General features: G+C 66.8%; 21 protein-coding genes. 4 read left to right on the forward strand and 17 right to left on the reverse strand.

Features of this window, described 5'->3' with window-relative positions; translation table 11 throughout:
* Positions 1–2: 2 nt before the first annotated feature.
* Positions 3–1,028 carry a patatin-like phospholipase family protein gene (locus KQ910_RS17650; RefSeq protein WP_216963111.1) on the reverse strand — a complete coding sequence of 342 codons (1,026 nt, stop codon included), beginning with the start codon at positions 1,026–1,028 and terminating at the stop codon, positions 3–5.
* Between the two features lie 72 nt (positions 1,029–1,100).
* On the opposite strand from KQ910_RS17650, the gene KQ910_RS17655 reads away from it, so the two are divergent.
* Together KQ910_RS17655 and KQ910_RS17660 are read left to right on the forward strand one after the other, a co-directional pair.
* The gene (locus KQ910_RS17655) at positions 1,101–2,327 is read left to right on the forward strand and encodes an MFS transporter (RefSeq protein ID WP_216963113.1); all 1,227 of its coding nucleotides are present in this window, start codon (positions 1,101–1,103) and stop codon (positions 2,325–2,327) included.
* A gap of 64 nt (positions 2,328–2,391) precedes the next feature.
* A complete protein-coding gene (locus tag KQ910_RS17660) occupies positions 2,392–3,144 on the forward strand; it encodes a tellurite resistance TerB family protein (RefSeq protein WP_216963115.1) in 753 nt (250 codons plus the stop codon).
* Positions 3,145–3,296: 152 nt separating this feature from the next.
* Here KQ910_RS17660 and KQ910_RS17665 read toward each other — a convergent pair whose 3' ends face one another.
* Both KQ910_RS17665 and KQ910_RS17670 read right to left on the reverse strand, forming a co-directional pair.
* The gene (locus KQ910_RS17665) at positions 3,297–4,403 is read right to left on the reverse strand and encodes an LLM class flavin-dependent oxidoreductase (protein ID WP_216963117.1); all 1,107 of its coding nucleotides are present in this window, start codon (positions 4,401–4,403) and stop codon (positions 3,297–3,299) included.
* Between the two features lie 86 nt (positions 4,404–4,489).
* Positions 4,490–4,999, reverse strand: a complete 510-nt coding sequence (locus KQ910_RS17670) for a DUF2867 domain-containing protein (RefSeq protein ID WP_216963119.1) — start codon at positions 4,997–4,999, stop codon at positions 4,490–4,492.
* A gap of 57 nt (positions 5,000–5,056) precedes the next feature.
* Here KQ910_RS17670 and KQ910_RS17675 point away from each other — a divergent pair, with 57 nt between their 5' ends.
* Entirely contained in the window at positions 5,057–5,623 is a 567-nt protein-coding gene (locus KQ910_RS17675) for a cysteine hydrolase family protein (protein WP_216963121.1), read from the forward strand.
* 6 nt (positions 5,624–5,629) lie between these two features.
* On the opposite strand, the gene KQ910_RS17680 is transcribed toward KQ910_RS17675, so the two are convergent.
* From KQ910_RS17680 to KQ910_RS17725, 10 genes are all read right to left on the reverse strand, one after another.
* A complete protein-coding gene (locus KQ910_RS17680; RefSeq protein ID WP_216963123.1) occupies positions 5,630–6,436 on the reverse strand; it encodes a transglutaminase-like domain-containing protein in 807 nt (268 codons plus the stop codon).
* A gap of 42 nt (positions 6,437–6,478) precedes the next feature.
* Positions 6,479–7,363 (reverse strand): transglutaminase family protein, encoded by an 885-nt coding sequence (locus tag KQ910_RS17685; protein ID WP_216963126.1) that lies wholly within the window; start codon positions 7,361–7,363, stop codon positions 6,479–6,481.
* A 104-nt stretch (positions 7,364–7,467) separates the two neighbouring features.
* Positions 7,468–8,967, reverse strand: coding sequence for an aldehyde dehydrogenase (locus KQ910_RS17690; RefSeq protein WP_216963128.1), 1,500 nt, complete (start codon positions 8,965–8,967; stop codon positions 7,468–7,470).
* Positions 8,968–9,143: 176 nt separating this feature from the next.
* Positions 9,144–9,311, reverse strand: coding sequence for a 50S ribosomal protein L33 (gene rpmG, locus KQ910_RS17695; RefSeq protein ID WP_020696277.1), 168 nt, complete (start codon positions 9,309–9,311; stop codon positions 9,144–9,146).
* Between the two features lie 82 nt (positions 9,312–9,393).
* Entirely contained in the window at positions 9,394–10,986 is a 1,593-nt protein-coding gene (locus KQ910_RS17700; protein WP_216963130.1) for a S41 family peptidase, read from the reverse strand.
* Positions 10,987–11,041: 55 nt separating this feature from the next.
* Positions 11,042–11,446 carry a DUF983 domain-containing protein gene (locus tag KQ910_RS17705; RefSeq protein ID WP_216963132.1) on the reverse strand — a complete coding sequence of 135 codons (405 nt, stop codon included), beginning with the start codon at positions 11,444–11,446 and terminating at the stop codon, positions 11,042–11,044.
* Between the two features lie 22 nt (positions 11,447–11,468).
* Positions 11,469–13,745 (reverse strand): ribonuclease R, encoded by a 2,277-nt coding sequence (gene rnr, locus KQ910_RS17710; protein WP_216963134.1) that lies wholly within the window; start codon positions 13,743–13,745, stop codon positions 11,469–11,471.
* Positions 13,738–16,437 (reverse strand): type I DNA topoisomerase, encoded by a 2,700-nt coding sequence (gene topA, locus KQ910_RS17715; protein WP_216963136.1) that lies wholly within the window; start codon positions 16,435–16,437, stop codon positions 13,738–13,740. The genes rnr and topA overlap by 8 nt, the downstream gene beginning before the upstream one ends.
* Before the next feature lie 51 nt (positions 16,438–16,488).
* Positions 16,489–17,544 (reverse strand): DNA-processing protein DprA, encoded by a 1,056-nt coding sequence (gene dprA / locus KQ910_RS17720; protein ID WP_216963137.1) that lies wholly within the window; start codon positions 17,542–17,544, stop codon positions 16,489–16,491.
* Positions 17,545–17,600: 56 nt separating this feature from the next.
* A complete protein-coding gene (locus KQ910_RS17725) occupies positions 17,601–18,779 on the reverse strand; it encodes an MFS transporter (protein WP_216963141.1) in 1,179 nt (392 codons plus the stop codon).
* 87 nt (positions 18,780–18,866) lie between these two features.
* On the opposite strand from KQ910_RS17725, the gene KQ910_RS17730 reads away from it, so the two are divergent.
* Positions 18,867–19,880, forward strand: a complete 1,014-nt coding sequence (locus KQ910_RS17730) for a putative 2-aminoethylphosphonate ABC transporter substrate-binding protein (protein WP_216963144.1) — start codon at positions 18,867–18,869, stop codon at positions 19,878–19,880.
* Here the strand turns inward: KQ910_RS17730 and plsY are convergent, their stop codons facing one another.
* The 4 genes from plsY to KQ910_RS17750 form a co-directional block, all read right to left on the reverse strand.
* Positions 19,881–20,489, reverse strand: a complete 609-nt coding sequence (plsY, locus tag KQ910_RS17735; RefSeq protein WP_229600440.1) for a glycerol-3-phosphate 1-O-acyltransferase PlsY — start codon at positions 20,487–20,489, stop codon at positions 19,881–19,883.
* Positions 20,490–20,498: 9 nt separating this feature from the next.
* Positions 20,499–21,290 carry a hypothetical protein gene (locus KQ910_RS17740; protein ID WP_216963146.1) on the reverse strand — a complete coding sequence of 264 codons (792 nt, stop codon included), beginning with the start codon at positions 21,288–21,290 and terminating at the stop codon, positions 20,499–20,501.
* A gap of 64 nt (positions 21,291–21,354) precedes the next feature.
* Positions 21,355–22,704: a dihydroorotase gene (pyrC, locus tag KQ910_RS17745; protein ID WP_216963149.1), complete on the reverse strand. Its 1,350-nt coding sequence runs from the start codon at positions 22,702–22,704 to the stop codon at positions 21,355–21,357.
* Positions 22,701–23,666, reverse strand: coding sequence for an aspartate carbamoyltransferase catalytic subunit (locus KQ910_RS17750; RefSeq protein WP_216963152.1), 966 nt, complete (start codon positions 23,664–23,666; stop codon positions 22,701–22,703). The genes pyrC and KQ910_RS17750 overlap by 4 nt, the downstream gene beginning before the upstream one ends.
* Between the last annotated feature and the right edge of the window lie 15 nt (positions 23,667–23,681).

The following is a 23,681-nucleotide window of genomic DNA, read 5'->3' on the forward strand; positions in this document are numbered from 1 at the left end:
TGTCACAGGAAGCGTGCCCGGATGTCGATGCTGTTCTCGACACCGACCTTATCGAACGTCGACGCCAGCCACGCGGTTGCGGAGGCACGACCGGCCTGGAACAGATGGTCGAGGAACTCCGGCTCGATGTTGAATTTGCTGACGGCGCCGAGCGGACCCAGTGTCCGGGCATCGGTGATCGAGTGGATCAACAGCTTCCGGAGGCGCTCTCCGAATTCCCCGGTCACCGCACCCTTGTCGATCAGCTCCTGCACGAAGGCGATGGCGCGCATCTCGGCCATCAGGGCGCCGCCGAAGGTGATCTCGTTCAGCCGATCGGCGATCTCGGCATTGGAGCGTGGAACGCCCTCGCGGCCGGGCGGGTCGACCTCCACGATCACGACGTCAGCGCTCTCGCTGTTGTAGATGAACGGCCAGATCGGCGGATTGCCGCGAAAGCCGCCGTCCCAATACGGCTCGCCGTCGATCACGACCGCTTCGTGGATGCTGGGAAGGCAGGCCGATGCCAGCAACGCGTCGATCGACAGTTCTTCGCGGGTGAAGATGCGCACCTTGCCGGTCGCCACGTTGGTCGCGGCGATGAAAGCCTTGATCTGGTGGCAGGCGCGGACGGACTCCTGGTCGAAGTGACGTGTTAGCAGGTCGCGCAGCGGATCGAACTTCAGCGGATTGCGCTGCCAGGGCGTGAGCGTGCGCTGGATGAGGTCGGCCCACAGGGCGGCCGGTGAATCGTCGAGGTTCCAGTTGCCTTGCAGCCGGTCGAGCGGCGTTCGGCGGATCGGACTGGCGATCGCCATCCGCCCCAGTTCGCCCCAGAAGGCCGCCAACGCGGAGCGGGCGCCGGCCGGACCGCCTTTGGCCCAGCCCTGCAGCAGGATGGCGGCGTTCATGGCGCCGGCGCTGGTGCCGCTGACCGCCTCGAATTCGAGCCGTCCATCCTCGATCAGCGCGTCGAGTACGCCCCACGTAAAGGCACCGTGGCTGCCGCCGCCCTGCAGGGCCAGGTTGATGCGCTTGGTCTCTGTCATGCGTCTATCCTCGCGGGCAACGGGACGTTAGGGTCGTCGTTCTGTAAAGAATCGGGCGGAACGGGCGGTATTATGGCGGAGGCGAAGGCAGCGGGACCGTGGCGGAAGCGGCCCTCGACCATCCTGTGGATGCTCTCGCTCGGACAGCTCATTTCCTGGGGCCTCGTCTACTACACCTTCCCCTTGTTCGTCGTGCCGATGACACAGGAGTTGGGCTGGTCGCGCAGCGCCATGTTCGGCGCCCTTTCCGCGGGCCTCCTCACGGCGGGCCTCTGCTCCATTACTGTGGGCGCCTGGATCGATCGCGGACACGGCCGTCTCCTGATGACCTGTGGCTCCGTGCTGGCGGCCTTGCTGTTCTTCCTGTGGTCCCGGATCGATTCGCTGCCGATGTTCTACGTGCTGTGGGTGGGGCTGGGTGCCTGCCAGGCCGTCACCCTGTACGAACCCGCCTTTGCGGTGATTACGCGCGTGTACGGGCCTCGCTACAAGCAGGCGATCCTGCTGATGACATTCCTGGGCGGGTTGGCCAGCACGTTCGGCATCCCCTTCGCGCAGCTCCTGATCGAACGGATCGGATGGCGGCCGTCTCTCGACGTGATGGGAATCATCGTCCTCGGAGTGGCCCTGATGCACTGGCTGATCGTGCCGGGACCCCAGGAAAAGGCAGTGCCGATCGCCGCGCCCAAGCCGGTGGAGGAGGGTGTCGCCAAGAGAAGTCCCCTGGCCACCGCGATCCGCGTGCCGGCCTTCTGGGGACTGGTCGTCGCCTTCGCGGGCTATGGGCTCGCCTTCTCGGCGATGAGCTTCCATCTCATTCCCCTGCTCGACGATCGTGGCGTGCCGATCGGCGTCGTGATGGCGATCATCGCGCTGATCGGTCCCATGCAGGTCGTGGGCCGGGTGCTGTTGATGGTGGGGCAGCGTCACATCACCACCATCCAGCTCGGCGCGCTGATCTACTTCGCCTTCCCGATCTCGATGGGTTTCCTCGCGACAGGGATCACCGACGTCTATCCGCTCATCCTGTTCGCCGTGGTCTACGGCGTCGCCAACGGCCTGGTGACGATCCTGCGCGGGATGGCGGTGCCCGAGTTCATCGGTCCGGAAGGCTACGGCGTCGTTTCCGGCGCCCTCACCATGCCAACGAACGTCATGCGCGCCGCGGGTCCGTTGCTGGCATCGCTCGCCTGGGGCGCCTTCGGTGGCTACACGCCGGTGCTGTGGGGACTGGCCGTCATCATGCTGGTGGCAGCCGCCGGGTTCGCGGCCGCCGCTTTTCTCTCGAAACGGGCATGAAACGCCAGCTTTTGCCACAATTGCACATCAACTGAGCGTCGTCTTTACGATCAAGCGAGGCGACATGTTGGATGCGAAGCGTTTGCTGGAACAGTTCATGGGCGGCCAGGGGGGCGGCCAGGGCGGCGGTCTGGGCGGCATTGTCGGCGGCCTGCCTGGCGGGCAGGGCGGTCCGGGCGGATTCCTGAGCGGCGCGGGCGGCGGAGCGCTGGCGGGCGGCCTGGCGGCGCTACTGCTCGGCTCGAAGACCGGCCGCAAGATCGGCGGCGAGGCGTTGAAGCTGGGCGGCATGGCTGCCGTCGGCGCGCTCGCCTACAAGGCCTACAACGATTGGCAGGCCGGCAAGCAGGCCGCGCCGGTGACCGAGGCGCCTCGTGCGCCGGTCCCGATGCTGCCGGCACCCAGCGGGACCCCGTTCAATCCCTCGACCGAGGCTGGCCAGCAGACGCTCGCGCGTCACCTGCTGCGCGCGATGATCGCCGCCGCCAAGGCCGACGGGCATGTCGATGCCCAGGAGCAGGCACGCATATTCGCCGAGATGGACAAGCTGCCTCTCGGCGCCGACGACAAGGCCTTCGTCATGGACGAACTGCGGGCCAAGCTCGACGTCGACGCGGTGGCCGGGGCCGCCGCGACTCCGGAGGAAGCGGCCGAGATCTATGCCGCCTCGCTGCTGGCCATCGACGTCGATAACGCCGCCGAGCGCGGCTATCTCGGAATGCTGGCGGCACGCCTCAAGCTCGACGATGGGCTGGTGGCGCACCTGCATGGCAGCGTCGCCTCCGCGACCGGCAAGGCCGTGCCGGTCGCGGTCTGAGACGACTAGGCGAATGCAGATGACCAAGGATCCCTCACTGCGTTCGGGATGACACTGTTTGCTTGGCGGGCGTACTGCGCCAAGCTCAACGATGGTGTCATCCCGAGCGTCGCGAGGGATCCTTCGCTTTCTTTACAGGAGCAAGCTGCAGTCTATTCCGCAGCCATCCGCGCCATCCCGGGCTTGAGGTGCTGCACCTTCGGCAGCACCTCCTTCGACAGCAGCTCGAGCGAATGGCGCCAGGCCTGCGGGCTCTCGACATAGTCGAAGCCGAAGACGAGCAGCTGCCCGAAACCGCCGACCTCGTCGTAGATCTTCTCGATCTTCTCCGCGACCGTCTTCGGCGATCCCACGATCCAGTTGTGCTTGGCGCAATATTCGGGAGTCACGTCGGAATCGGCCGTATTCGGGTCGTGCTTCAGGTATTCGAAGAATCCGAATTGGGCGAGCAGGGGCAGGAAGTACTCCCGCATCATGCGGCCCATGTGCGAGCCGACGGAGAGGCGCATCGCTTCTTCGTCGGTATCGGCGACGAACACCTCGCGTACCATGCGCCACTGGCCGCGATCGGGCGTGCGGCCCGACTTGGCGGCGCCGGTCTCGACCGACTCCCAGTGGCTCTTCACGTAGGCCGGATTGAGGTTGAGGCTCATCGGGATGTAGCCCTTCTCACCGGCGAGCTTCAGCGTGTCCGAACCCTTGGACAGTCCGGCGACGCCGATCGGCGGATGAGGGGCCTGCAGCGGTTTGATGTGCGGCTTCAGGAAGCCGAACATCGTGTCGGGCTTGGTGACGTGCCAGTACTTGCCCTTGTAGTCGAACGGCTCGTTTGACGACCAGAGCTTCAGGATGATGTCGAGCGCCTCGCGTGTCATGTCGCGGTTGGTGCCGGACATGCCGTCGACGTTGAACATCGCCCAGTCGCTGGGCAGGCCCGACGCCGCGACACCGAAGTTGAGACGCCCGCCGGAGATGTGGTCGAGCATGGCCACGCGGTTCGCGAGCTCGGCGGGATGATGATAGGGCAGCAGGAAGCCGCCGGGGCCGAGGCGGATGTTCTTGGTCTGCATCAGTGCCTGCGCCACCAGCAAATCGGGCGAGGGATGCGGCTCCCACGGCGCGGTATGATGCTCGCCGATCCAGGCCTCGGTGAAGCCCAGCTCGTCGAGCCAGCGGATCACCTGCAGATCCCATTCGTGGCCGTCCTTCAGCGAACGCTCGGGTGGATGAGACGGCATGGTGAAATAACCAAACTGCATCGTTTCCTCCTCGGTTGTCGTTCCGGAAATTCGACTACCGGGCGGCGGATCGCGCAAGAGACCGAATTTGCATGGCTGACGGCGTGTCAGATCCGTCCCGCACGGGCGGCGTTGGCCAGCAGCGCCCTGACGCCGAGACGGTGAAAGGGGAGTATGACGCGCAGATAGACCCTGCCGAAGAGATTGTGCGGCTCCACGATCGTCGAGAGCACCACGCGGCTCGCACCGTCGACGGACAGCTTCCGGACCGATACCCGGAAATCGAGATGCCGGTCTTCGCCCCCCGTCACGATCTCGGTGGCGTTCTGGGAGTACAGCGTGAAACGGGCAATCTTCTCTCCGACCGAATAGGCTGGCTTGATCTCGATAGCGTCGAATGCCGCCGCCGTCGTCGTACGGAGTCCGAAGGGCGCGACGATCCAGCCCCGCAGGATGAGAAGCCATCGCGCCCATCGCGGATGATGGGCGAAGAGTGCGAGGTAGATCTGGGTGATCGTGAGATCGCTCCGTCGCAACGGCGCCTCATGGGAGTCCCAGTAGTAGGACTGCGCGAGATCCCCGAGGAATGCGCTTTCAGGCGGCGCGCGACGGCGCATGACTGTCATCCCGCCAGTCGACTAGCATTGGCCGCTCGAAGCAAGGGTACGAGGCAAATGCCGGATGAGGTTCTGATCCTGATCGACCAGCAGAAGGCCATGCTTCATCCGAAGTGGGGCCCCCGAAACAATCCCGGCGCCGAGGCGAACATCGCCCGTCTGCTGGCCGACTGGCGCCGGCGCGGCGCCCCGATCGTCCATGTGAAGCACGACGGGACGCGGCCGGACTCTCCATTCCGGCCCGGCCAGGAGGGCAACGACTTCCTGCCGCTGACGGCACCGCGCGACGGCGAACTGGTGGTCGCGAAGAAGGTCCACAGCGCCTTCATCGGCACCGAACTGGCGGCCGGCCTTCAGTCGATGGCGGGAGCGTGCCGAGAGAAGCCGCCGCTGGTGATCTGCGGCGTCCTGCTGGCCAACTCGGTCGAGGCGACGGTGCGCGTGGCCGGCAATCTCGGCTTCAGGGTGCGCCTGCCGGGCGATGCCTGCTGGTCCTGCGACAAGCGCGATCTGACCGGGCGGCTATGGCCCGCCGAGGACGTGCATCAACTGACGCTGGCACTTCTCGACGGGGAGTATGCCGCGGTCACGACGACGGACGAGATTCTCGCGGGCGTGCGCTGACGGCGTTCAGGGCACTTCGTCGGTGAAAACATTGAAGCTGACCAGCGTGTTGGGCCCGAACGTGTGTGTGATCGGCACGTCGGCGGCGTCGCGGCCCTGTCCGATCAGGACACGGCCGATGCGGGGCACGTTGTTGCGCGGGTCGAACTTATACCAGCGGCCGCCGAGATAGGCCTCGAACCAGCCAGCGAAGTCCATGGGCGCATCGACCGGCGGCACGCCGATGTCTCCGAGATAACCAGTGCAGTATCGCGCCGGGATGTTCATGCACCGGCAGAAGGCGATGCCGAGATGGGCATAGTCGCGGCACACGCCGTTGCCTTCATTGAACGCTTCCCAAGCCGTCTTGGTCGGACGAGCGAACTGGTAGCCGAACGTGATGTGGTTATGGACATAGTCGCAAATCGCTTGGACGCGGGCCCAACCCGTCGGCCCGTTGCCGAAAAGGCTCCACGCGATCTCGGACAGGCGATCCGTCTCGCAATAGCGGCTGCCCAGGAGATAGACGATCGTATCGTCGGGCAGGTCTTCGATCGCATGCTGCTTGGCCGACGGGACGACGTCGTCGGTCACGCCGGAATCGCGCACCAGGCCGCGGCCGTGAAGCTTCATGCGTCCGGCGGGTGCGACGAGCCGGCTGCACCAGTTCCCGAAGCCGTCGCGGTAGCGCGTGATGGTGACTGCCGGTTCGGTCGTCAGTTGATCGGGCTGGATGATGTCGCGGGCGCGCGTATGGTGAGCCCCCAGGATCATGATCATCGGCGTGGGTTGGGGGAAGTCGTAGACGATCTCGTAGCCGATGCGGATCTTCATCCGGCCGTCTCCTGAAACAGCATGTCTGGGCACGGGGCCCGGTCAGGTCGTCACGGATCCGTGCGGCGTTACACTGACATGCACCTCCATTCCGAGAGTGTCGGATCGGGAGCCGACGAAGGTGCCGTGCAGCGGTGTCGCCTGATCGGGATCGCGCACGACCGCCACCGTAACGAGGCTGCCCTTGCCGACGTTGCCGCTGGTCGGATCGAAATCGATCCACCCGGTGCCGGGCAGGTAGATCTGCGCCCAGGCGTGCGTCGCCCCATGCGCCTCCGTCGGTGCCACATCCGGCATCGTGGCGAGGTAGCCGGACACGAAGCGCGCGGCCAGGCCCAGCGAGCGGGCGGCATCGATCAGGAGCAGGGCGAAGTCGCGACAGCTGCCGTGGCCGAGTTGCAGCGTTTCGGCGGGTGGCTGGACGCCCTTGGCCTCGCGCCGGCGATAGAGAAAGCCGTCGTGGATGCCCTGCGAGAGACGAGTGAGGAGTTCGAGGGCAGGAATCTGGCCGTCCACGGGCAGGAACCGGCGCGCCCATTGGGCGACCGCGTCGTCGGTCCCGATATCGTGCCGCCGGATACAATGGGCCAGGTCGGTCATCTCGTCATCGCCGTAGTCGACCGGAAAGATGGCTGCAGCGTCGTCGAGGCCCGGATGCAGGGCGTCATCGGGTGAATGTTCGAGGCTGACGATGCTCGCGAAGCTGAGCTCGGTGGCGACGCCGGCGAACTCGGCAATGGCTATGTGATTGCCGAAATCGTCCTGCTCGTAGCGCAGGCTGGAGGGGGCGGGATTGATCTCGAGGCTCACCTCGATCACGCGCTGATCGTGGGAGTCGCGGGGCCGCAGCATCATGCGGTGTTCGCCGAAGGCGACCGGGTGCCGGTATCGATAGGTCGTGACGTGACGGATCGTCAGTGACCGCATGAGGATGCCCCCAGCCTCATCAAGCACGTTTCGCGCCAGGTCGACAGTACAAACGAAACAAGGCGGCCCGCAGGCCGCCTTGTCGGTGTTCCATAAGAGACAGTTCAGCCGAGCTGGATCCAGGTCGTCTTCATCTGCGTGAACTTGTCGAAGGCGTGCAGGGACTTGTCGCGGCCGTTGCCCGACTGCTTATAGCCGCCGAACGGCGTGGTGATGTCGCCGCCATCGTAGGTGTTCACCCACACCGAACCGGCACGCAGGGCCTTGGAGAACTTGAAGGCCTTGTTGATGTCGGAGGTGAAGATCGCCGAGGCGAGGCCGTAGATCGTGTCGTTGGCGACGCTGAGGGCCTGCTCGGCATCCTTGACCGGGATGACCGAGAGGACCGGTCCGAAGATCTCTTCCTGGGCGATCTTCATCCTGTTGTCGACGTTGTCGAACACGGTCGGCTCGATGAACGAGCCGGCATTGTCGATGTGCACCTGCTTGCCGCCCATGGCGAGCTTGGCGCCTTCCTTCTGGCCAGCGTCGATGTAGCCCATGACGCGCTTGGTCTGGTTCTCGTCGACCATGGCGCCCATCTGCGTCTTCGGATCGAGCGGGTCGCCCGGCATCATCTTCTGGCCGATCGCCATGACCTTGGCGAGGAACTCGTCCTTGATCTTGTCCTCGACGATCAGGCGCGAGCCGGCAGTGCAGACCTCGCCCTGGTTGAACCAGATGCCGAACGCTGTGCGGCGTGCGGCGACATCGAGATTCGGCGCGTCGGCCAGCACGATGTTCGGTGACTTGCCGCCGCACTCGAGCCAGACCTGCTTCATGTTGGATTCGCCGGAGTAGCGAAGGAAGTACTTGCCGACCTCGGTCGAGCCGGTGAAAGCCAGCACGTCGACATCCATGTGACGGCCGAGCGCCTGGCCGGCCGTCTCGCCGAAGCCCGGCAGCACGTTGAACACGCCTTCGGGAATGCCGGCCTCGGCCGCCAGCTCGGCCAGACGGAGAGCGGTGAGGGGGGACTGTTCGGCGGGCTTCAGAATCACCGAGTTGCCGGCGGCCAGCGCGGGCGAGATCTTCCAGCAGGCCATCAGCAGCGGGAAGTTCCACGGCACGACGCAGGCCACGACGCCGGCGGCCTCGCGCGTGATCATGGCGATGACGTTGCCCGGGGTCGGCGCGACCTCGTCGTAGATCTTGTCGATGGCCTCGCCGAACCACTGCACGGTGTTGGCCGAGCCGGGAATGTCGACGGTCGTCGAGAAGGCGATCGGTTTGCCCATGTCGAGGGTCTCGAGCAGGGCCAGCTCCTCGCGGTTCTTCATCATGAGGTCAGCGAGCTTCAGCATGATGCGCTTGCGCTGGGCCGGCGCCATGTTGGCCCAGGTTCCCTTCTCGAAGGCGGCGCGGGCGGCCTTCACGGCGGCATCGACGTCGGCCTGCTCGCAGGCGGCGACCTGGGTCAGCACCTGGCCGGTCGCCGGGTTGACGCAGTCGAAGGTCTTGCCGGTCAGCGACGCCGTGAACTTGCCACCGATGAAGGCCTGGTTCCGGTAGCTGAGGCCGCCGATGCGGCCTTTCCAGTCGTCGCGCGAAAGCTGGGCGCTCATCTTCTCTCTCCTCCTTGTTGGATTGCGCGGGAGCCTATCCCACGAAAAAGCCGCCCGGAAGGGCGGCTCGGTCGTTCGTATCGCAGTGAGATCGTGTCATCCCGAGCGGAGCGAGGGATCCTTCCTCGTGGCTCAAAAATCCCTCACTGCGTTCGGGATGACATCCCTGCGGGATGTCACTTGATCTTCGATTCCTTGAACACGACGTGCTTGCGCGCGACCGGGTCGTACTTCTTCAGTTCGAGCTTCTCGGTCTTGGTGCGCGGGTTCTTCTTGGTGACGTAGAAGAAGCCGGTGTCGGCGCTGGAGATCATCTTGATCAGGATGGAAGTCGGCTTGGCCATGGCAATTGTCCTTAAGCCCCGGAGGGCGAATTCGCAGAGGCGGGCAAAGTAGTCAGCGGGCGTGCTGTGTCAAGCGCCGAGCCTAGGGGCGGGCGGCGGCCTGGTAAGTCGCGGATTGCACGGCATGGGCATAAAGCGCCCGGTCCCGTAGCAGGCGCACCGCCAGATCGACGTCGGCCTCCGGGGCGGCATCGCCGGGCGGGCAGATCTTGCGCAGGTCGGCGACCTCCTGCTGGGTCGGGTTGCGCAGCGCGTGCCAGCGCATCAGAGGGGCCTGGTTGGAGTCTACCAAGGCCGTGCTGACCTTGCTGGCGTCGCCCACCTTGGAGGTGCAGATATTGGGAAGGACGCCCAGCTCGTTCCAGGTGTAGCCGGATGGAGCCTGCAGACGCGACCAGGTGAGGATCAGCTCACCCTCGTTGGCCAGGCGCACGACGGTCTGGACGGTGCCCTTGCCGTAGCTGGTGGTGCCGATGACGACGGCCCGCCCGCGATCCTGGAGGGCGGCCGCGACGATTTCCGCCGCCGACGCCGAGCCGCCGTTCATGAGGACGACGATCGGCAGCTGACCGGCGTTGGGGCGGCTGTTGGAGCTGCGATAGGTGCGCCGGCTGTCGGGGTGACGGCCGTTGGTCGAGAAAATGGTGCCGTCGCCGATGAAGACTTCCGAGACGGACTGAGCCTGGTCCAGAAGTCCGCCGCGGTTCGAGCGCATGTCGATGATCGCGCCCGTCAGGTCCTTGCCGATCTCGGTCCTGGCCTTGTCGAGAGCGGCCCGCAGGTTCTCGGTCGTGGCCGTATTGAAACCCGTCAGATGGATCAGCGCCACGTCGCCGCGACGCTCGTAGACGACCGTGGTCGGCACGATCCGGCTGCGCTTCATCGGCAGGGAAAGCTCGGCTCCCTGCGACGCCCGCAGCACCGTCATCGTGACCGGCGCGCCGACTGGGCCGCGCAGCTTGGCCACGACGTCGGAAAGCGGGCGGTCCATCATCGAGTCGCCATCGATGGAAAGAATCTGATCGCCGACCGCGACCCCGGCCCTGGCGGCGGGCGAGCTTTCCTGGACGGCACGGATCAGGATCTTCTTTTCGTCGGTCCTTTCGACGGTGATTCCGACCCCGCCGCCACCGTCGCGCTGGAAGCGGTTGTCGCGCGCCTCCTCGGGATCGGCGTAGCGGCTGTTGCGGTCGAGCTGCTTGGTGGTGGCCGTCATCGCCTGGCGAATCAGCGCCTGCCGGTCAGTCCGTTGCAGGGCGGGTGAAGCGTCCAGCGAACCGGTCATCAGGTCGACCAGGGTGTTTCCCCAGGCACGACCGTCCGCGGAGTCGGCAGGGGCCGGGCGCACGAGGATTTCCTTGCCGTCGCGCTTCACGACCAGCGAACTGTCGCTGGCCTCCAGAACGAGGGACGAGTCGCTGCTGACGAAGCCTCGATAGGCCTCGACGGAGAGGTTGCGGAAATTGGGTTCGTAAAGGTGACGATCGCCGATCGCGCGATAGGCCTGGAGGACCACCCGGTCGAAGCCGGCATCGGAAGCGACCGGGGCGCTGCGGCCGTCGGGCTGACGGACCGGCACCTCGGGCGAGGTGGCGCAGGAAACGACCAGGCACGCGGCAACGAGCGACAGGGCCGCGCGCGGCAGCGTTGGAAGAAGAAACGGGAGTTGAGGCAAAAACATACCCTGCGACAACACCATAGCACAGGCCGTCGGCGGGCAGCCACGTCGTTCAGGCCGAGGGATCGAGGCTCCCGGTTGCGGCCTTCGGAGCCGCGATCTTCTGCGCCCAAAGCAGCGCAATTACGGCACCCTTGATTCTGGGCAGAAGGACAAGAGCCAGCCCGACCGAGAGCGGTAGCCACAGCAGGGCATGCACCCAGAGCGGCGGCTCGGTTCCCCAGCGTTCGACCACGAGGACCAGCGGCACGACGATGTGGCCGACGATGAAGATGGTGAAGTAGGCAGGCGCGTCGTCGGCGCGGAAAGGTTCCAGCGCTAGGTCGCAGGAATCGCAGCGGCTCTTCATCTTGAGGTAGGAGCCGAACAGCCTGCCCGTGTTGCATCGCGGGCAGCGGCCGTGCCAACCCCTCAGCAGGGCGGTCCAGAAATCGACCGGAGGATGCTCGTCGTTCATCAAGGCAAGATGGGCCCAGGACCTACTTGCGTCGGCGTGACCCTTTGTCCCGTGGCGGGCCGCGATGCGCGACCGGACGCCGCGGCGGGCCACGGTGATCTTTGCCCGATGGCGAGCGGAAACTGCGCGGCGCCGCCTGACGCTCCACGCGCTCGATGACGTCGACGATCTCGAACAGCAGGCCGCCCGTCGCCATATCGGCCTCGACCAGCTTGAGTTGCAGCCGGTCTCCCAGGCCGAACGTCTCGCCGGTGCGTTCGCCGATCAGGACCTGGCGGCCCTCGTCGTGGCGGAAGAACTCCTGGCCCAGCGACCGGATCGGGATGAGGCCATCGGCGCCGGTGCCTTCGAGCGAGGCGAACAGGCCGAAACGCGTGACGCTGCTGACGCGGCCGGGGAACGTGGCGCCGACATGGGCCGCCATGAAGGCCGCGACATAGCGGTCCATGGCGCTGCGCTCGGCGGCGACGGCGCGGCGCTCGCACATCGACAGATGCTCGCCGAACTCGGTGAAGCGGCCTTTGTCGTCAGCGACGAGGCCGCCTTCGCCCAGCCCGTAGGCGGCGATCAGCGCGCGATGGACGATCAGGTCCGGGAAGCGACGGATCGGCGAGGTGAAGTGCGCGTAGCGGGCGAGGGCGAGGCCGAAATGGCCGAGATTGTCGGGACTGTAGACGGCCTGGCTCTGGCTGCGCAGCACCGTCTGGCTGACGAGTTGCGACACCGGCTTGTCGGCGACCTCGTGCAGGACGCGGTTGAGGTCGGCGGGGCGAAGCCGCTGGCCGGTCGGCACCTTGATGCCCAGCGTTCCGAGGAACTCGCGCAGCGCCTCGAGCTTGGCGAGATCGGGCTGGTCGTGCACGCGATAGAGGCAGGGTGCCTGGCGCTGCTCCAGCGCCTGGGCGGCCGCCACGTTGGCCAGCACCATGAACTCCTCGATCAGCTTGTGACTGTCGAGCCGCTCCCGCACGCCGATCTGCGCGATGTGGCCGTCCTTGCCCAGGGTGACCTGCCGCTCCGGCAGGTCGAGGTCGAGCGCGCCGCGCGCCTCGCGGGCCGCCAGCAGCACGCGATAGGCGCCGTAGAGCGGCCGCACCACCCGGTCCATCAGCGGTTCGATCTCGTCGTCCGGCATGCCGTTCATGGCGTGCTGGACGCGGTTGTAGGTGAGGCGCGCGGCCGAACGCATCATCGCGCGGTGGAACTTGTGGCGCTTGAGATGGCCTTCGCTGTCGATCCACATCTCCGCGACCAGCACCGGGCGATCCTCGCGCGGGACCAGCGAGCACCAGTGGTTCGAGAGCTGCTCGGGCAGCATCGGCACGACGCGGTCGGGGAAATAGACCGAGGTGCCGCGGCGGTAGGCGGCGCGGTCCAGCGGCCGGTCGTGACGCACGTACCAGGCGACGTCGGCGATGGCGACGAGCAGGCGCCAGCCGCCGGGATGGTCGGGATCGGGTTCGGCGAAGACAGCGTCGTCGAAGTCGCGCGCATCCTCGCCGTCGATCGTGACCAGCGGGACGTCGCGCAGGTCGAGGCGGTGGCCCATCGGCGCCGCTCTGGCCTTCTCGGCTTCCTCGAGCGCGGCTTCCGGGAAATCGACGGGAATGTCGTTGGCGGCGATGGCGATCAGGCTGACGGTACGCGGGTCACTCATCGGACCGATGCGCTCGATCACGCGGGCCCGCCGCGTAATCGCGCCGCCGGTCTCCTCGATCCATACGATGTCGCCCGGCAGCGCGCCGTTGCGGTCCGCCGGGCGCACGTCGAACTCGCGGCGCAGTTTGCGGTCGGTCGGCGTGACCAGGCCGAGCCCTTGGCGGCCGTCCGGCTCTTCGTAGAGGCCGAGGATTTTCTTGGGCCCGCTGCCCAGGCGGCGGATCACCCGCGCCTCGTAGGTATTCTGGCCGCGGCGCTTCAGGCTCGCCAGCACGCGGTCGCCGACCGCGGGGGCCGGCACGTTCCGCGAGGACGGCGTCACGACCTCGATTCGCGGGGCGGGACCGTCCTTATCGTCGTCGTGGCGTCGCGGCACGGCCAGCAGATGGCCGTCCTTGTCGACCGAGTCGATTTCCAGCACGCCCGTTTCGGTGAGCGCCTGCGGGTCGCGGAAGGTCTTCGCACGGTCCGGCGCGATGTCGCCGGCATCGCGCAGGTCGCGCAGAAGCTCCTTCAGCTCGATGCGCTGGTCGCCCTTCAGCCCATAGGCGCGGGCGATCTCACGCTTGCCGACAGGCGTTTCGCTCTCGCGGATGAAGGCCAGCAGTTCGTCGCGGGTCGGGACCTTGCCCTTAGCCATCGGTGCCGGTGCGGGGCGGGGCGTCGCTCTTGTCCTTGGCCTTCGCCGCCTTCCTCTTCGCAGCAGGCTTCTTCTTTGCGGCCGCCTTCTTCGCCTTTGGCTTGGAGCCGGCGTCGTTGGCTGCCTCGGGCGCCGCCTTCTTTGCGCGTGCGGGCTTCTTCTTCCCGCCGCCCTTGGCGGCGCGCTCGGCCAGCAGGGCGACCGCCTGGTCGAGCGTCAGCTCCTCCGGCTTGATGTCGCGCGGGACCGTGGCGTTGACGCCGCCGTGCTTCACATAGGGGCCGTAGCGGCCGTCGTAGAGTTCGACCGCCGCCTCGTCGGACGGGTGGTTGCCGATGCTGCGGATCGGCTTGACCGCGGCGCGACCGCGCGGGGTCTTCGCCTCGGCGAGCAGGGCCACGGCGCGGTTCATGCCGATGTCGAGCACGCTCTCGTCGGACGGGACCGACTTGTACTTGGGTCCATGCTTCACGTAGGGGCCGAAGCGGCCGACGCCGGCCAGGATGACCTCGCCGTCCTCGGGATGCGGTCCCAGTTCACGCGGCAGCGACAAGAGGGCCAGCGCCTTTTCGAGCGTCAGGTCGTTCGGCGTCATGTCGCGCAACAGCGACTGCCGCTTGGGCTTCTCCTTGCCCTCCGGCTCGCCGAGCTGGACATAGAGGCCGTAGGGCCCCTTGCGCAGGGTGACCTGCTTGCCCGTCACCGGGTCGATTCCCAGAATCTTGGGGCCGTCAAGATTCTCGCCGCTGGCGGCGTCCGCATCGGCGTCGACGATTCCGAGCTTCCGCGTGAAGCGGCATTCGGGATAGTTCGAGCAGCCGATGAAGGCGCCGAACTTGCCGAGCTTGAGGCCGAGGCGGCCGTTGGCGCAGGACGGGCACTCGCGCGGGCTCTTGCCGCCATTGTCGTTGGCCGGGAAGAAGTGGGGACCGAGCTCCTCGTCGAGCTTGTCGAGCACTTCCTTGACGCGCAGTTCCTTGGTCTCGCCGACGGCGGCCGAGAAAGCCTTCCAGAATTCGCGCAGGACTTCGTGCCAGTCGATCTTGCCACTGGAAATATCGTCCAGCTCTTCCTCGAGATGGGCGGTAAAGCCGTACTCGACGTAGCGCGGGAAGTAGGTCTGCAGGAACGCGGTGACGATGCGGCCGCGATCCTCCGGAATGAAGCGCTTGCGGTCGATGCGCACGTAATTGCGGCGCTGCAGGACCTCGATGATGCTGGCGTAGGTCGAGGGGCGGCCGATGCCGAGTTCCTCGAGCTTCTTCACCAGGCTCGCTTCCGAATAGCGCGGTGGCGGCTCGGTGAAGTGCTGCTCCGGCACGACCTCGCGGCGATCCATCGCCTCGTTTTCGGTGACATCGGGCAGGATGGCGCCGGTCTCTTCGTCGTCGTTCTTGTCGTCCTGGCCCTCGTCGTAGAGCGTCAGGAAGCCGTTGAACTTCACGACCGAGCCGGTGGCGCGCAGCTGCACGGTCTTGTCGCCGCTGGCGATGTCGACCGTCACCTGATCCAGCACGGCGCTTTCCATCTGGCTGGCGACGGTGCGCTTCCAGATCAGCTCGTAGAGGCCGAGCTGGTCCCGATCGAGATAGGCCGCGACGTCCTGCGGCGTGCGGAAGAGATCCGTCGGGCGGATCGCCTCGTGCGCCTCCTGGGCGTTCTTGGCCTTGGACGTGTAGATGCGCGGGCTGGCGGGCACGTAGGACGCGCCGTACTTCGTCTCGATCAGGTTGCGGGTCTGGCCGATCGCTTCCGGCGCGAGCTGCACGCCGTCGGTACGCATGTAGGTGATGAGGCCGACCGTCTCGCCGCCGATGTCGACGCCTTCATAGAGGCGCTGGGCGATGCGCATGGCGGTGGCGGCGCCGAGGCCGAGCTTGCGCGAGGCTTCCTGCTGCAGGGTCGAGGTGATGAAGGGTGGCGGCGGGTTGCGGCGGACCTGGCGGCGGTCGATCGAGGAGACCGCGAAGGCGCGGCGCTCGATCTCGCGCTTGGCCTGCTCGGCGCGCTCCTGGGTGTTCAGGTCGAACTTGTCGAGCTTGCGGCCGTCGAGATGGGTGAGGCGGGCCTTGAGGATCTGCTTCTTGGCGGTGCCGAAGAAGGTATCGACCGTCCAGTACTCGCGGGTCTTGAAGACCTCGATCTCCGACTCGCGCTCGCAGATCAGCCGCAGCGCGACCGATTGCACACGGCCGGCCGAGCGGCTGCCCGGCAACTTGCGCCACAGCACGGGCGAGAGTGTGAAGCCGACCAGATAGTCGAGCGCGCGGCGCGCCAGATAGGCGTCGATCAGCGGCTGGTCGAGATCCCGGGGATTGGCGACGGCGTCGAGAACCGACTTCTTGGTGATGGCATTGAAGGTGACGCGCTTCACGTCGACGCCGGCCAGCGCCTTCTTGTTCCGCAGGATGTCGAGCACGTGCCAGGAAATGGCCTCGCCTTCGCGATCCGGGTCGGTGGCGAGATAGAGCTTTCCGCCCTTGCTGACGGCCTGGGCGATGGCGTCTATGCGCTTCTGCGACTGGGCGTCGACCTCCCAATCCATCGCGAAGTCTTCGTCCGGCCTGACCGAACCATCCTTGGGCGGCAGGTCGCGGACATGCCCGTACGAGGCCAGCACGGTGAAGCCGGGGCCGAGATACTTCCCAATGGTCTTAGCCTTGGCCGGGGACTCGACGACCAGTACGTCCATCGCCGGTAAATGCTCCGTTCTGATCTCAATAACCGGAGCTAAATCGCTGATCTAGATCAGAGAAACGCGGTTACCCCGGTGCCTCTCCAGGCGGCCCTCCAGCTCGAGAGCCATGAGGACCTCCGCTACGAAGGCGGCGGACACTTGGCACCGGCGCACCAGTTCGTCAACCGCGGTGGGTACGGCACCCAGCTCCTGCACGATCCGTGCGGCGCCCGCGTCATTCCCGATTTCCTTCGGCTTATCAGAGGCTTGGCGGACGCTGGACGGACGGCCGAGGGCGTTCAGAATATCATTGGCATCCCGGACCAGAATCGCCCCATCTCGGATAAGGCCATTGGAACCGGCATAGCGCGGGTCCATCGGCGAGCCGGGCACGACAAACACCTCGCGCCCCTGTTCGGCGGCTCGCTGGGCCGTGATCAGGGAGCCGGAACGTTCGGCCGCCTCGATGACCACGATTCCGGCCGAAAGGCCACTGACGATGCGATTGCGGCGCGGGAAGGCGCGGGCAATGGGCGGGGCGCCCAACGACACCTCGCTCAGGATCAGCCCGCGGGCCGCGATTTCGGCCTGAAGGGCGGCGTGGTGGGGCGGATAGACCTGATCGACGCCGCAGGCCAGGACGGCGATCGTCCCCGTCGCCAGAGCGGCTTCATGCGCGGCGGCATCGACCCCGCGCGCCAGACCCGAGGCTATCGCGAAGCCCGCCGCGCCCAGGGCCGACGCGAGATCGGCGGCGAAGCGGCGGCCGGCCAGCGAGGCCTCCCGCGCGCCGACGATGGCCAATGTCGGTCGGCCGAGCCAGGTGGGGTCGCCCACGGCGGAGAGGACCGGCGGGGCGTCGGGCAGGGCTGCCAGCGCCGACGGATAGAGGGTATCCCCGAACACGAGGAAGTGGCCGCCGGCAGCCGCGAGCGCATTCTCCTCGCGCTCGATCGAAGCCTCGGAAACCGTCGCGAGGGCAGTGCAGGCGGCGCGGGCCGATCCGTAATGGGCCAGCGCCTCGTGGAAGGTGACGGGCCCGATCCTGGCGCTGCGCGCAAGCCTCAGCCGGGCGCGGCGTTCCTCGGGTGCGAGATCCATCTCGGGAGAGCCATCGAACATGAGGAGAACATTAAGGTCGTGTTATCCACATGTAAAACAACTCAAAGTAGAAATATCTATGAGCCGCGGCTGCGACGGCTGAGGAGGGCACCGCCCGCGCCCAGCAATGCCAGCAGAGCCGTCAGCGGACCGAAGCCCTCGAACCCCACCGAGCCGATCATCACCGCGCCGAGGGCAGCGGCGCCGATCCAGCCCACGCTCGCGGAGGTGCCGTTCAGGCCGAGCACAGTGCCCCGGACGTCTTCCGGAACTGAGGCGAGGGACGCCATGAACGAGGGCCGGCCGAGCGCGTTCAGCAGCACGTAGACGAACCCCACGGCCACGGAAACGGCCGGCCCGGGATGCCAGGTGAAGAGGACCAGCGCCGCGACGCCCGACAGAGCCATCGCGACCGCGAAGGTGAGGAGACGGTCGCGCAGCCGGTCGGCGAGCTGGCCGCCCGCTACCGTTCCGGCGATGTTGCCCAGGGCGAACACCGCCAGCGGAACGGCGAGTTCGATCAGGGTCATGTGATAGGTGACCTGCATAAAGGTCGCGAAGTAGACGACCGCGAGCCCGTAGCAGATGCGCTCCGCCACGCCGGTGCTCAGCAGGGCGAGCACCCGCGGCGAGAGGGCGGACCGCATGGAGGGACGTGCCCCGGCGCCCCGCATACGACCGGCACTTCCCCGGCCGACCGTGAGGAAAAGGCTCAGAATGGCGGCGATGGAGAGGCCCGCGACGCAGAGCAACCAGCCCCGCCAGCCGATGACCGAGCCGACGGCCGCCGCCATCGGCACGCCGACGACCAGTGTGAGCGATTGCCCGCTCATCACCCAGCCCAGCGCCCGCCCGCGCTGGCTGTCGGGCACATGGGCGGAGACTTCCGCGAAGACCACCCCGGTGAAGGCGCCGGCGCAGCCGCCGCCCACGGTCGCCCACACCGCGACCCAGAAGAAGGAGCCGGCCGCCGCCTGTGCCACCAGGGCCAGGGCGAGCGCAAACGGCGCGATCAGCAGGATCGGGCGGCGTCCGATCACATCGGACATCCAGCCGCCCAGGGCCGAGACGATGCCCCATGCCATCGCCGTCAGGGAAACCAGGTTGGCGACCAGCGGCATGCTGACGTCGAGATCTTGCGCCATCTCCAGCAGGAACGGCGCGCGGGTCGTGCCGCTCGAGGTCGCGGCGAACGACCCGAGGCAGGCCGCGCCGATCAGCGCCCAGGGGAGGCTGCGAGAGGAGGAAGCGATCATGCGCCGCTGCTATGACAGGAATGCCGGCAATCTGCATCGGCCCGGTGGTTATATGAGCCATGACTTCAGGCGGCGAAGGAGCGAGCGATGACGAGTTGGTGGGCGGCGATCGCCTGCGTGCTGGCCGCGACCACCGCGGCGGCGCAGGGCCGGACGCGCCTCGAGGTCTATTCGACGCTGGAGATCGAGAACCTCAACAACTTCAAGAAGAGCTTCGAAGCGGAGAACCCGGATATCGAGATCCAGTGGAATCGCGATTCGACGGGTATCGTCACGGCGAAGATTCTGGCCGAGCAGGGCCAGCAGCGTGGCGATGCAATCTGGGGACTGGCCGTCACCTCGATGCTGCTGCTTGAGAAGAAGGGGATGCTCGAACCCTATGCGCCGAAGAACCTCGCGGCGATCAAGCCGTCGTTCCGCGATCCCGCCAATCCTCCCGCTTGGGTCGGCATGGAGGCCTGGGTCGCGGCGGTCTGCTTCAACACGATCGAGGCGCTGAAACTCTCGCTGCCGAAGCCGCAATCCTGGTTCGACCTGCTCGACCCTCGCTTCAAGGGCAAGCTGACCATGCCGCATCCTGCCTCGTCGGGGACGGGCTACTTCCACGTCTCTTCGTGGATCCAGATGTTCGGCGAGGCCAAGGCATGGGAATTCATGGACAGGCTCCACGACAACATCGCCGTCTATGAGCATTCGGGCACGCGACCCTGCCGCCAGGCCGCTTCCGGTGAATTCCCGGTCGGCATTTCCTATGAGTTGGCGGCGGCGAGTGCGCGCCAGAAGGGCGCGCCGATCGAAGGCCTGATGATGAAGGAGGGCGGCGGCTGGGACATGGATGCGGCCGCCATCCTGCGCGGCACGAAGAAGCCGGAAGCCGTGCGTCGCCTCATGGACTTCGCGGCGAGCCGCAAGGCAAACGAGCTCTACGCTTCGTTCGTGAGCCAGGTTGCCATCGAAGGCGTCACCGGGAACATCCCGGACTATCCCGCAGGTGTCGCCGCCTCGATGATCAAGAACGACTTCGCCTGGGCGTCCGAAAATCGCGCGCGCATCCTCGCGGAATGGGCCAGGCGCTTCGACGGCAAGGCCGCGAAGAAGTAATCAGGCAGCCTGCTTCTTGCCGCCGCCGATCTTCGACTCCGTGCCGTTGAGCAGGCGCGCGATGTTCTCATGGTGGCGCACCCAGACGAGCGGCACGAGAAGCGTGAGCAACATCGCGGCGCGCGGATCGGTCAGGAACCAGGCCGCGACCGCGGCGACCACGACACTGAGCAGGGCGGCCAGTGACGAGTAGCGGAAGGCGGCGGCGATCGCCAGCCAGGCGCCGCAGGCGATGGCGCCGACCGGCCACGACAGGCCCCACATGATGCCGAGCGTCGTCGCCACGCCTTTGCCGCCCTTGAAGCCCAGCCACACCGGGAACATGTGGCCCAGCACCGCGCCGGCGGCCGCGCCGACGGCGGCAATCTGGCCGACCTGGTCGGCGATGAGCACCGCCACGACACCCTTCAGGGCGTCGAGCAGCAGCGTGGCGGCTGCAAGTCCCTTGCGGCCGGTACGCAGCACGTTGGTGGCGCCGATGTTGCCCGAGCCGACCTTGCGGATATCGCCGAGACCGGCGCCGCGCGTCAGCAGCAGGCCGAAGGGGATCGAGCCCATGAGGTAGCCCATCAGGAATGGGCCGGCCATCAGGATCAGGGTCGACAGCATGGTCGCGGCCTACGGGCTCAACAGCCTGCAGTTGGTCGAATCGACATAGGCGGTGGTCGGCGGTCCGATCAGCTCGGTCGTGATCTGTTCACCGGGCTGGATCGAGACGGGACCGTAGTAGGCGTCTTCCAGCGCCCGGCTGCCATTCATGAAGGTGCAGACGGCCTGTGTGTCCATGGCGCGCTGGGTGTTGGACTTCAGCACGATCGTGACCTGCCAGTAGCGCGAGGGGCCATAGGTCAGGTTGTTGGCGCCGATCGTGACCAACGGCTGCGGCGTGGAGAAGGTCGGCACCGGCCGCGGACCGCTGCGGCGCGCCTGCGGCTGCGGCTTGGGACCGATCGCCTCGGGCGGCCGGTAGGTCGATCTGCTCGGATCGAAGGCGGCGTTGGGGTCGTAGGGCTGGGCCGCGGGCGCACCGAGCGGCTGCGGCGCGCCGCCCAGGGTCGCCGTGCCGCCGCCGGGGACGCCAAGCGGCTGCGGGGCGAGCGGCGCGGCGCTGATCGAGGAGCCGGTGCTCGGCACGGGCGATAGCGGCGGCGTCGGCGTCGCCTGCAGGGGCGTGGGCGTGGGCGTGGGCGCGGGAGACGTTGCCGCCGGGGCCTGCACGCCGCCGACCTGCGTCTGCAGCCGGTCGTAGCAGGACAGACGCGCCTGGGTTTCCGTGATCTCGGCGCAGATCTGGATGTGCCGCGTCAGCGCGTCGAGAAGATCCTCACGCGAGCCGCCGCGCTGCTGCGCGTTGGCCGTGCCGGCGAGTGCGACAGTCGCGACGCCGAGAAGAAATGAGTGCCGGAGCATCTGCGGTTCCCCGTTGAAAGACAGAACGACCATATCAGACCAAATGGCCGTTTGAAGGCGTCGGTCAGGCAGCGGCGGCAGTCGCCGCGAAGCTGTCGTCGCGATAGATCGTCCGGCCACCCACGATCGTGGCCATCACCCGGCCCTGCACGGGGCGCTCGTCGAAGGGTGTGTTCTTGGTCTTGCTCCAGAGGCCGGTGCGGTCGATCTTCCAGGCATAGTCGGCGTCGAACAGGACGAGATCGGCCGGCGCGCCCTTGGCGAGCTTGCCGCCGGGCAAACCGAACAAGGACGCGGGCGTCGCCGACAGGAGCTGGAAGAGGCGCGGCAGGGTGAGATGCCCGCCATGCACCAGTTCCAGCGAGATCGGCAGCAGGGTCTCGAGCCCGATGCCGCCGGGCTCGGCCTGGGCAAAGGGCACGCGCTTGCTGTCCTGGTCCTGCGGCCTGTGGTCGGAGACGATGGCGTCGATCGTGCCGTCCTTGAGACCTTCGACGATGGCCAGTCGATCCTTCTCGGCGCGCAGCGGCGGCACGAGCTTGCAGAAGGTGCGGTAGTCGCCGACCGCGAGGTCGTTCAGCGCGAAGTAGGGCGCTGCGGTATCGCAGGTGATCCTGAGTCCGCGCGCCTTGGCGGCGCCAATCACCTCGACCGACTCCGCCGTCGAGATCTTCGTGAGGTGCATGCGGCCGCCGGTCATTTCGGCGAGCCTGATGTCGCGCTCGACCATCATCACCTCGGCGAGCGGCGGACTGCCGGACAGGCCAAGCCGCGTCGCCATCTCGCCGCTCGTCATGGTGCCGCCGGAGAGATTGGGCTCCTGCGGCAGGTGGACGATGAGCGCATCGAACGTCTTGGCGTAATAGAGCGCACGACGCATGACCTGGGCGTTGCCCACGGCATGATCGGCATCGGTGAAAGCCACGGCTCCAGCCTCCGACAAGAGGCCGATCTCGGCCAGTTCCTTGCCTTCCAGACCCACGGTCAGCGCGCCATACGCATACATGTTCGCCAGCTTTACCTGGCGGGCGCGGCGGGCGACGAATTCGATAAGCGAAGCGTCGTCGAACGGCGGCTCGGTGTCGGGCAGCAGCACCATCGAGGTGATGCCGCCGACCGCCGCGGCGGCGCCGGCGCTTTCCAGCGTCTCCTTGTGCTCCTCGCCGGGCTCGCCGGTATGGACGCGCGTGTCGACGAGGCCGGGCGCGAGATAGAGGCCACGGCAATCGACCGACCGGATGCCGTAGGGTGCACCCGACGCGAAGAGGTTGGGGCCGAAGTCCGCGATCTTGCCGTCGCTGATCAGGATGGCGCCGACATACTCGGTGTTTCCGGTCGGATCGATGATCCGGGCGTTGATGTACGCGGTCGAGCCGGCGTGTGGCGGCGCGGTCTTGTCGATCTTCCCGCTCACGTCTCGGCTCCGAACTGGTTGCGGTTGCCGCCGATCAGGGCATCGAGGCAGGCCATGCGGACGGTGACGCCCATCTCGACCTGCTCGTGGATAACGCTCCGGTCGAGGTCGTCGGCGACTTCCGAGTCGATCTCGACGCCGCGATTCATGGGGCCGGGATGCATGATCAGGGCATCGGGCTTGGCGTACTGCAGCTTGACCCGGTCGAGGCCGAAGAAATGGAAGTACTCGCTGATCGAGGGAACGAACGAGCCCTGCATCCGCTCGGTCTGCAGCCGCAGCATCATGACGATGTCGACGTCCTTAAGGCCGGTCTTCATGCTGTAGTGCACCTCGACGCCCATTTTGTGGACGTCGGTCGGCATCAGGGTCGGCGGGCCGACCACGCGCACGCGGGCGCCCATGATCTGCAGCAGGTGGATGTTCGAGCGCGCGACGCGGCTGTGCATGATGTCGCCGCAGATCGCCACGAGGAGGCCTTCGAGACTGCCGCGTCGTCGCCGGATGGTGACCGCGTCGAGCAACGCCTGCGTCGGGTGCTCGTGCTGGCCGTCGCCCGCATTGATGACGGCGCAGTTGACCTTCTGCGCCAGGAGATTGACGGCGCCGGACTCGTGATGGCGCACGACGATCGCGTCGGGGCGCATGGCGTTCAGCGTCATCGCCGTGTCGAGCAGCGTCTCGCCCTTGCGCACCGAGGAAGTCGCGACATCCATGTTGATGACGTCGGCCCCCAGCCGCTTGGCCGCGACCTCGAAACTGGTGCGCGTGCGCGTCGAGTTCTCGAAGAACAGGTTGATGATTGTACGACCGGCCAGCATGTCCCGCCGTTTGGCGACGGACCTGTTCTGGTCGATGTAGGTTTCAGATAGGTCGAGCAAGCCCGAAATTGTTTCGGGCGAAAGACCTTCGATGCCGAGAAGATGGGGCAACCTCGGCACGCCCACGCGATTACTTGTCACTAAAGCGCGACGTTA

The organism is Reyranella humidisoli (assembly GCF_019039055.1).
GTDB lineage: Bacteria > Pseudomonadota > Alphaproteobacteria > Reyranellales > Reyranellaceae > Reyranella > Reyranella humidisoli.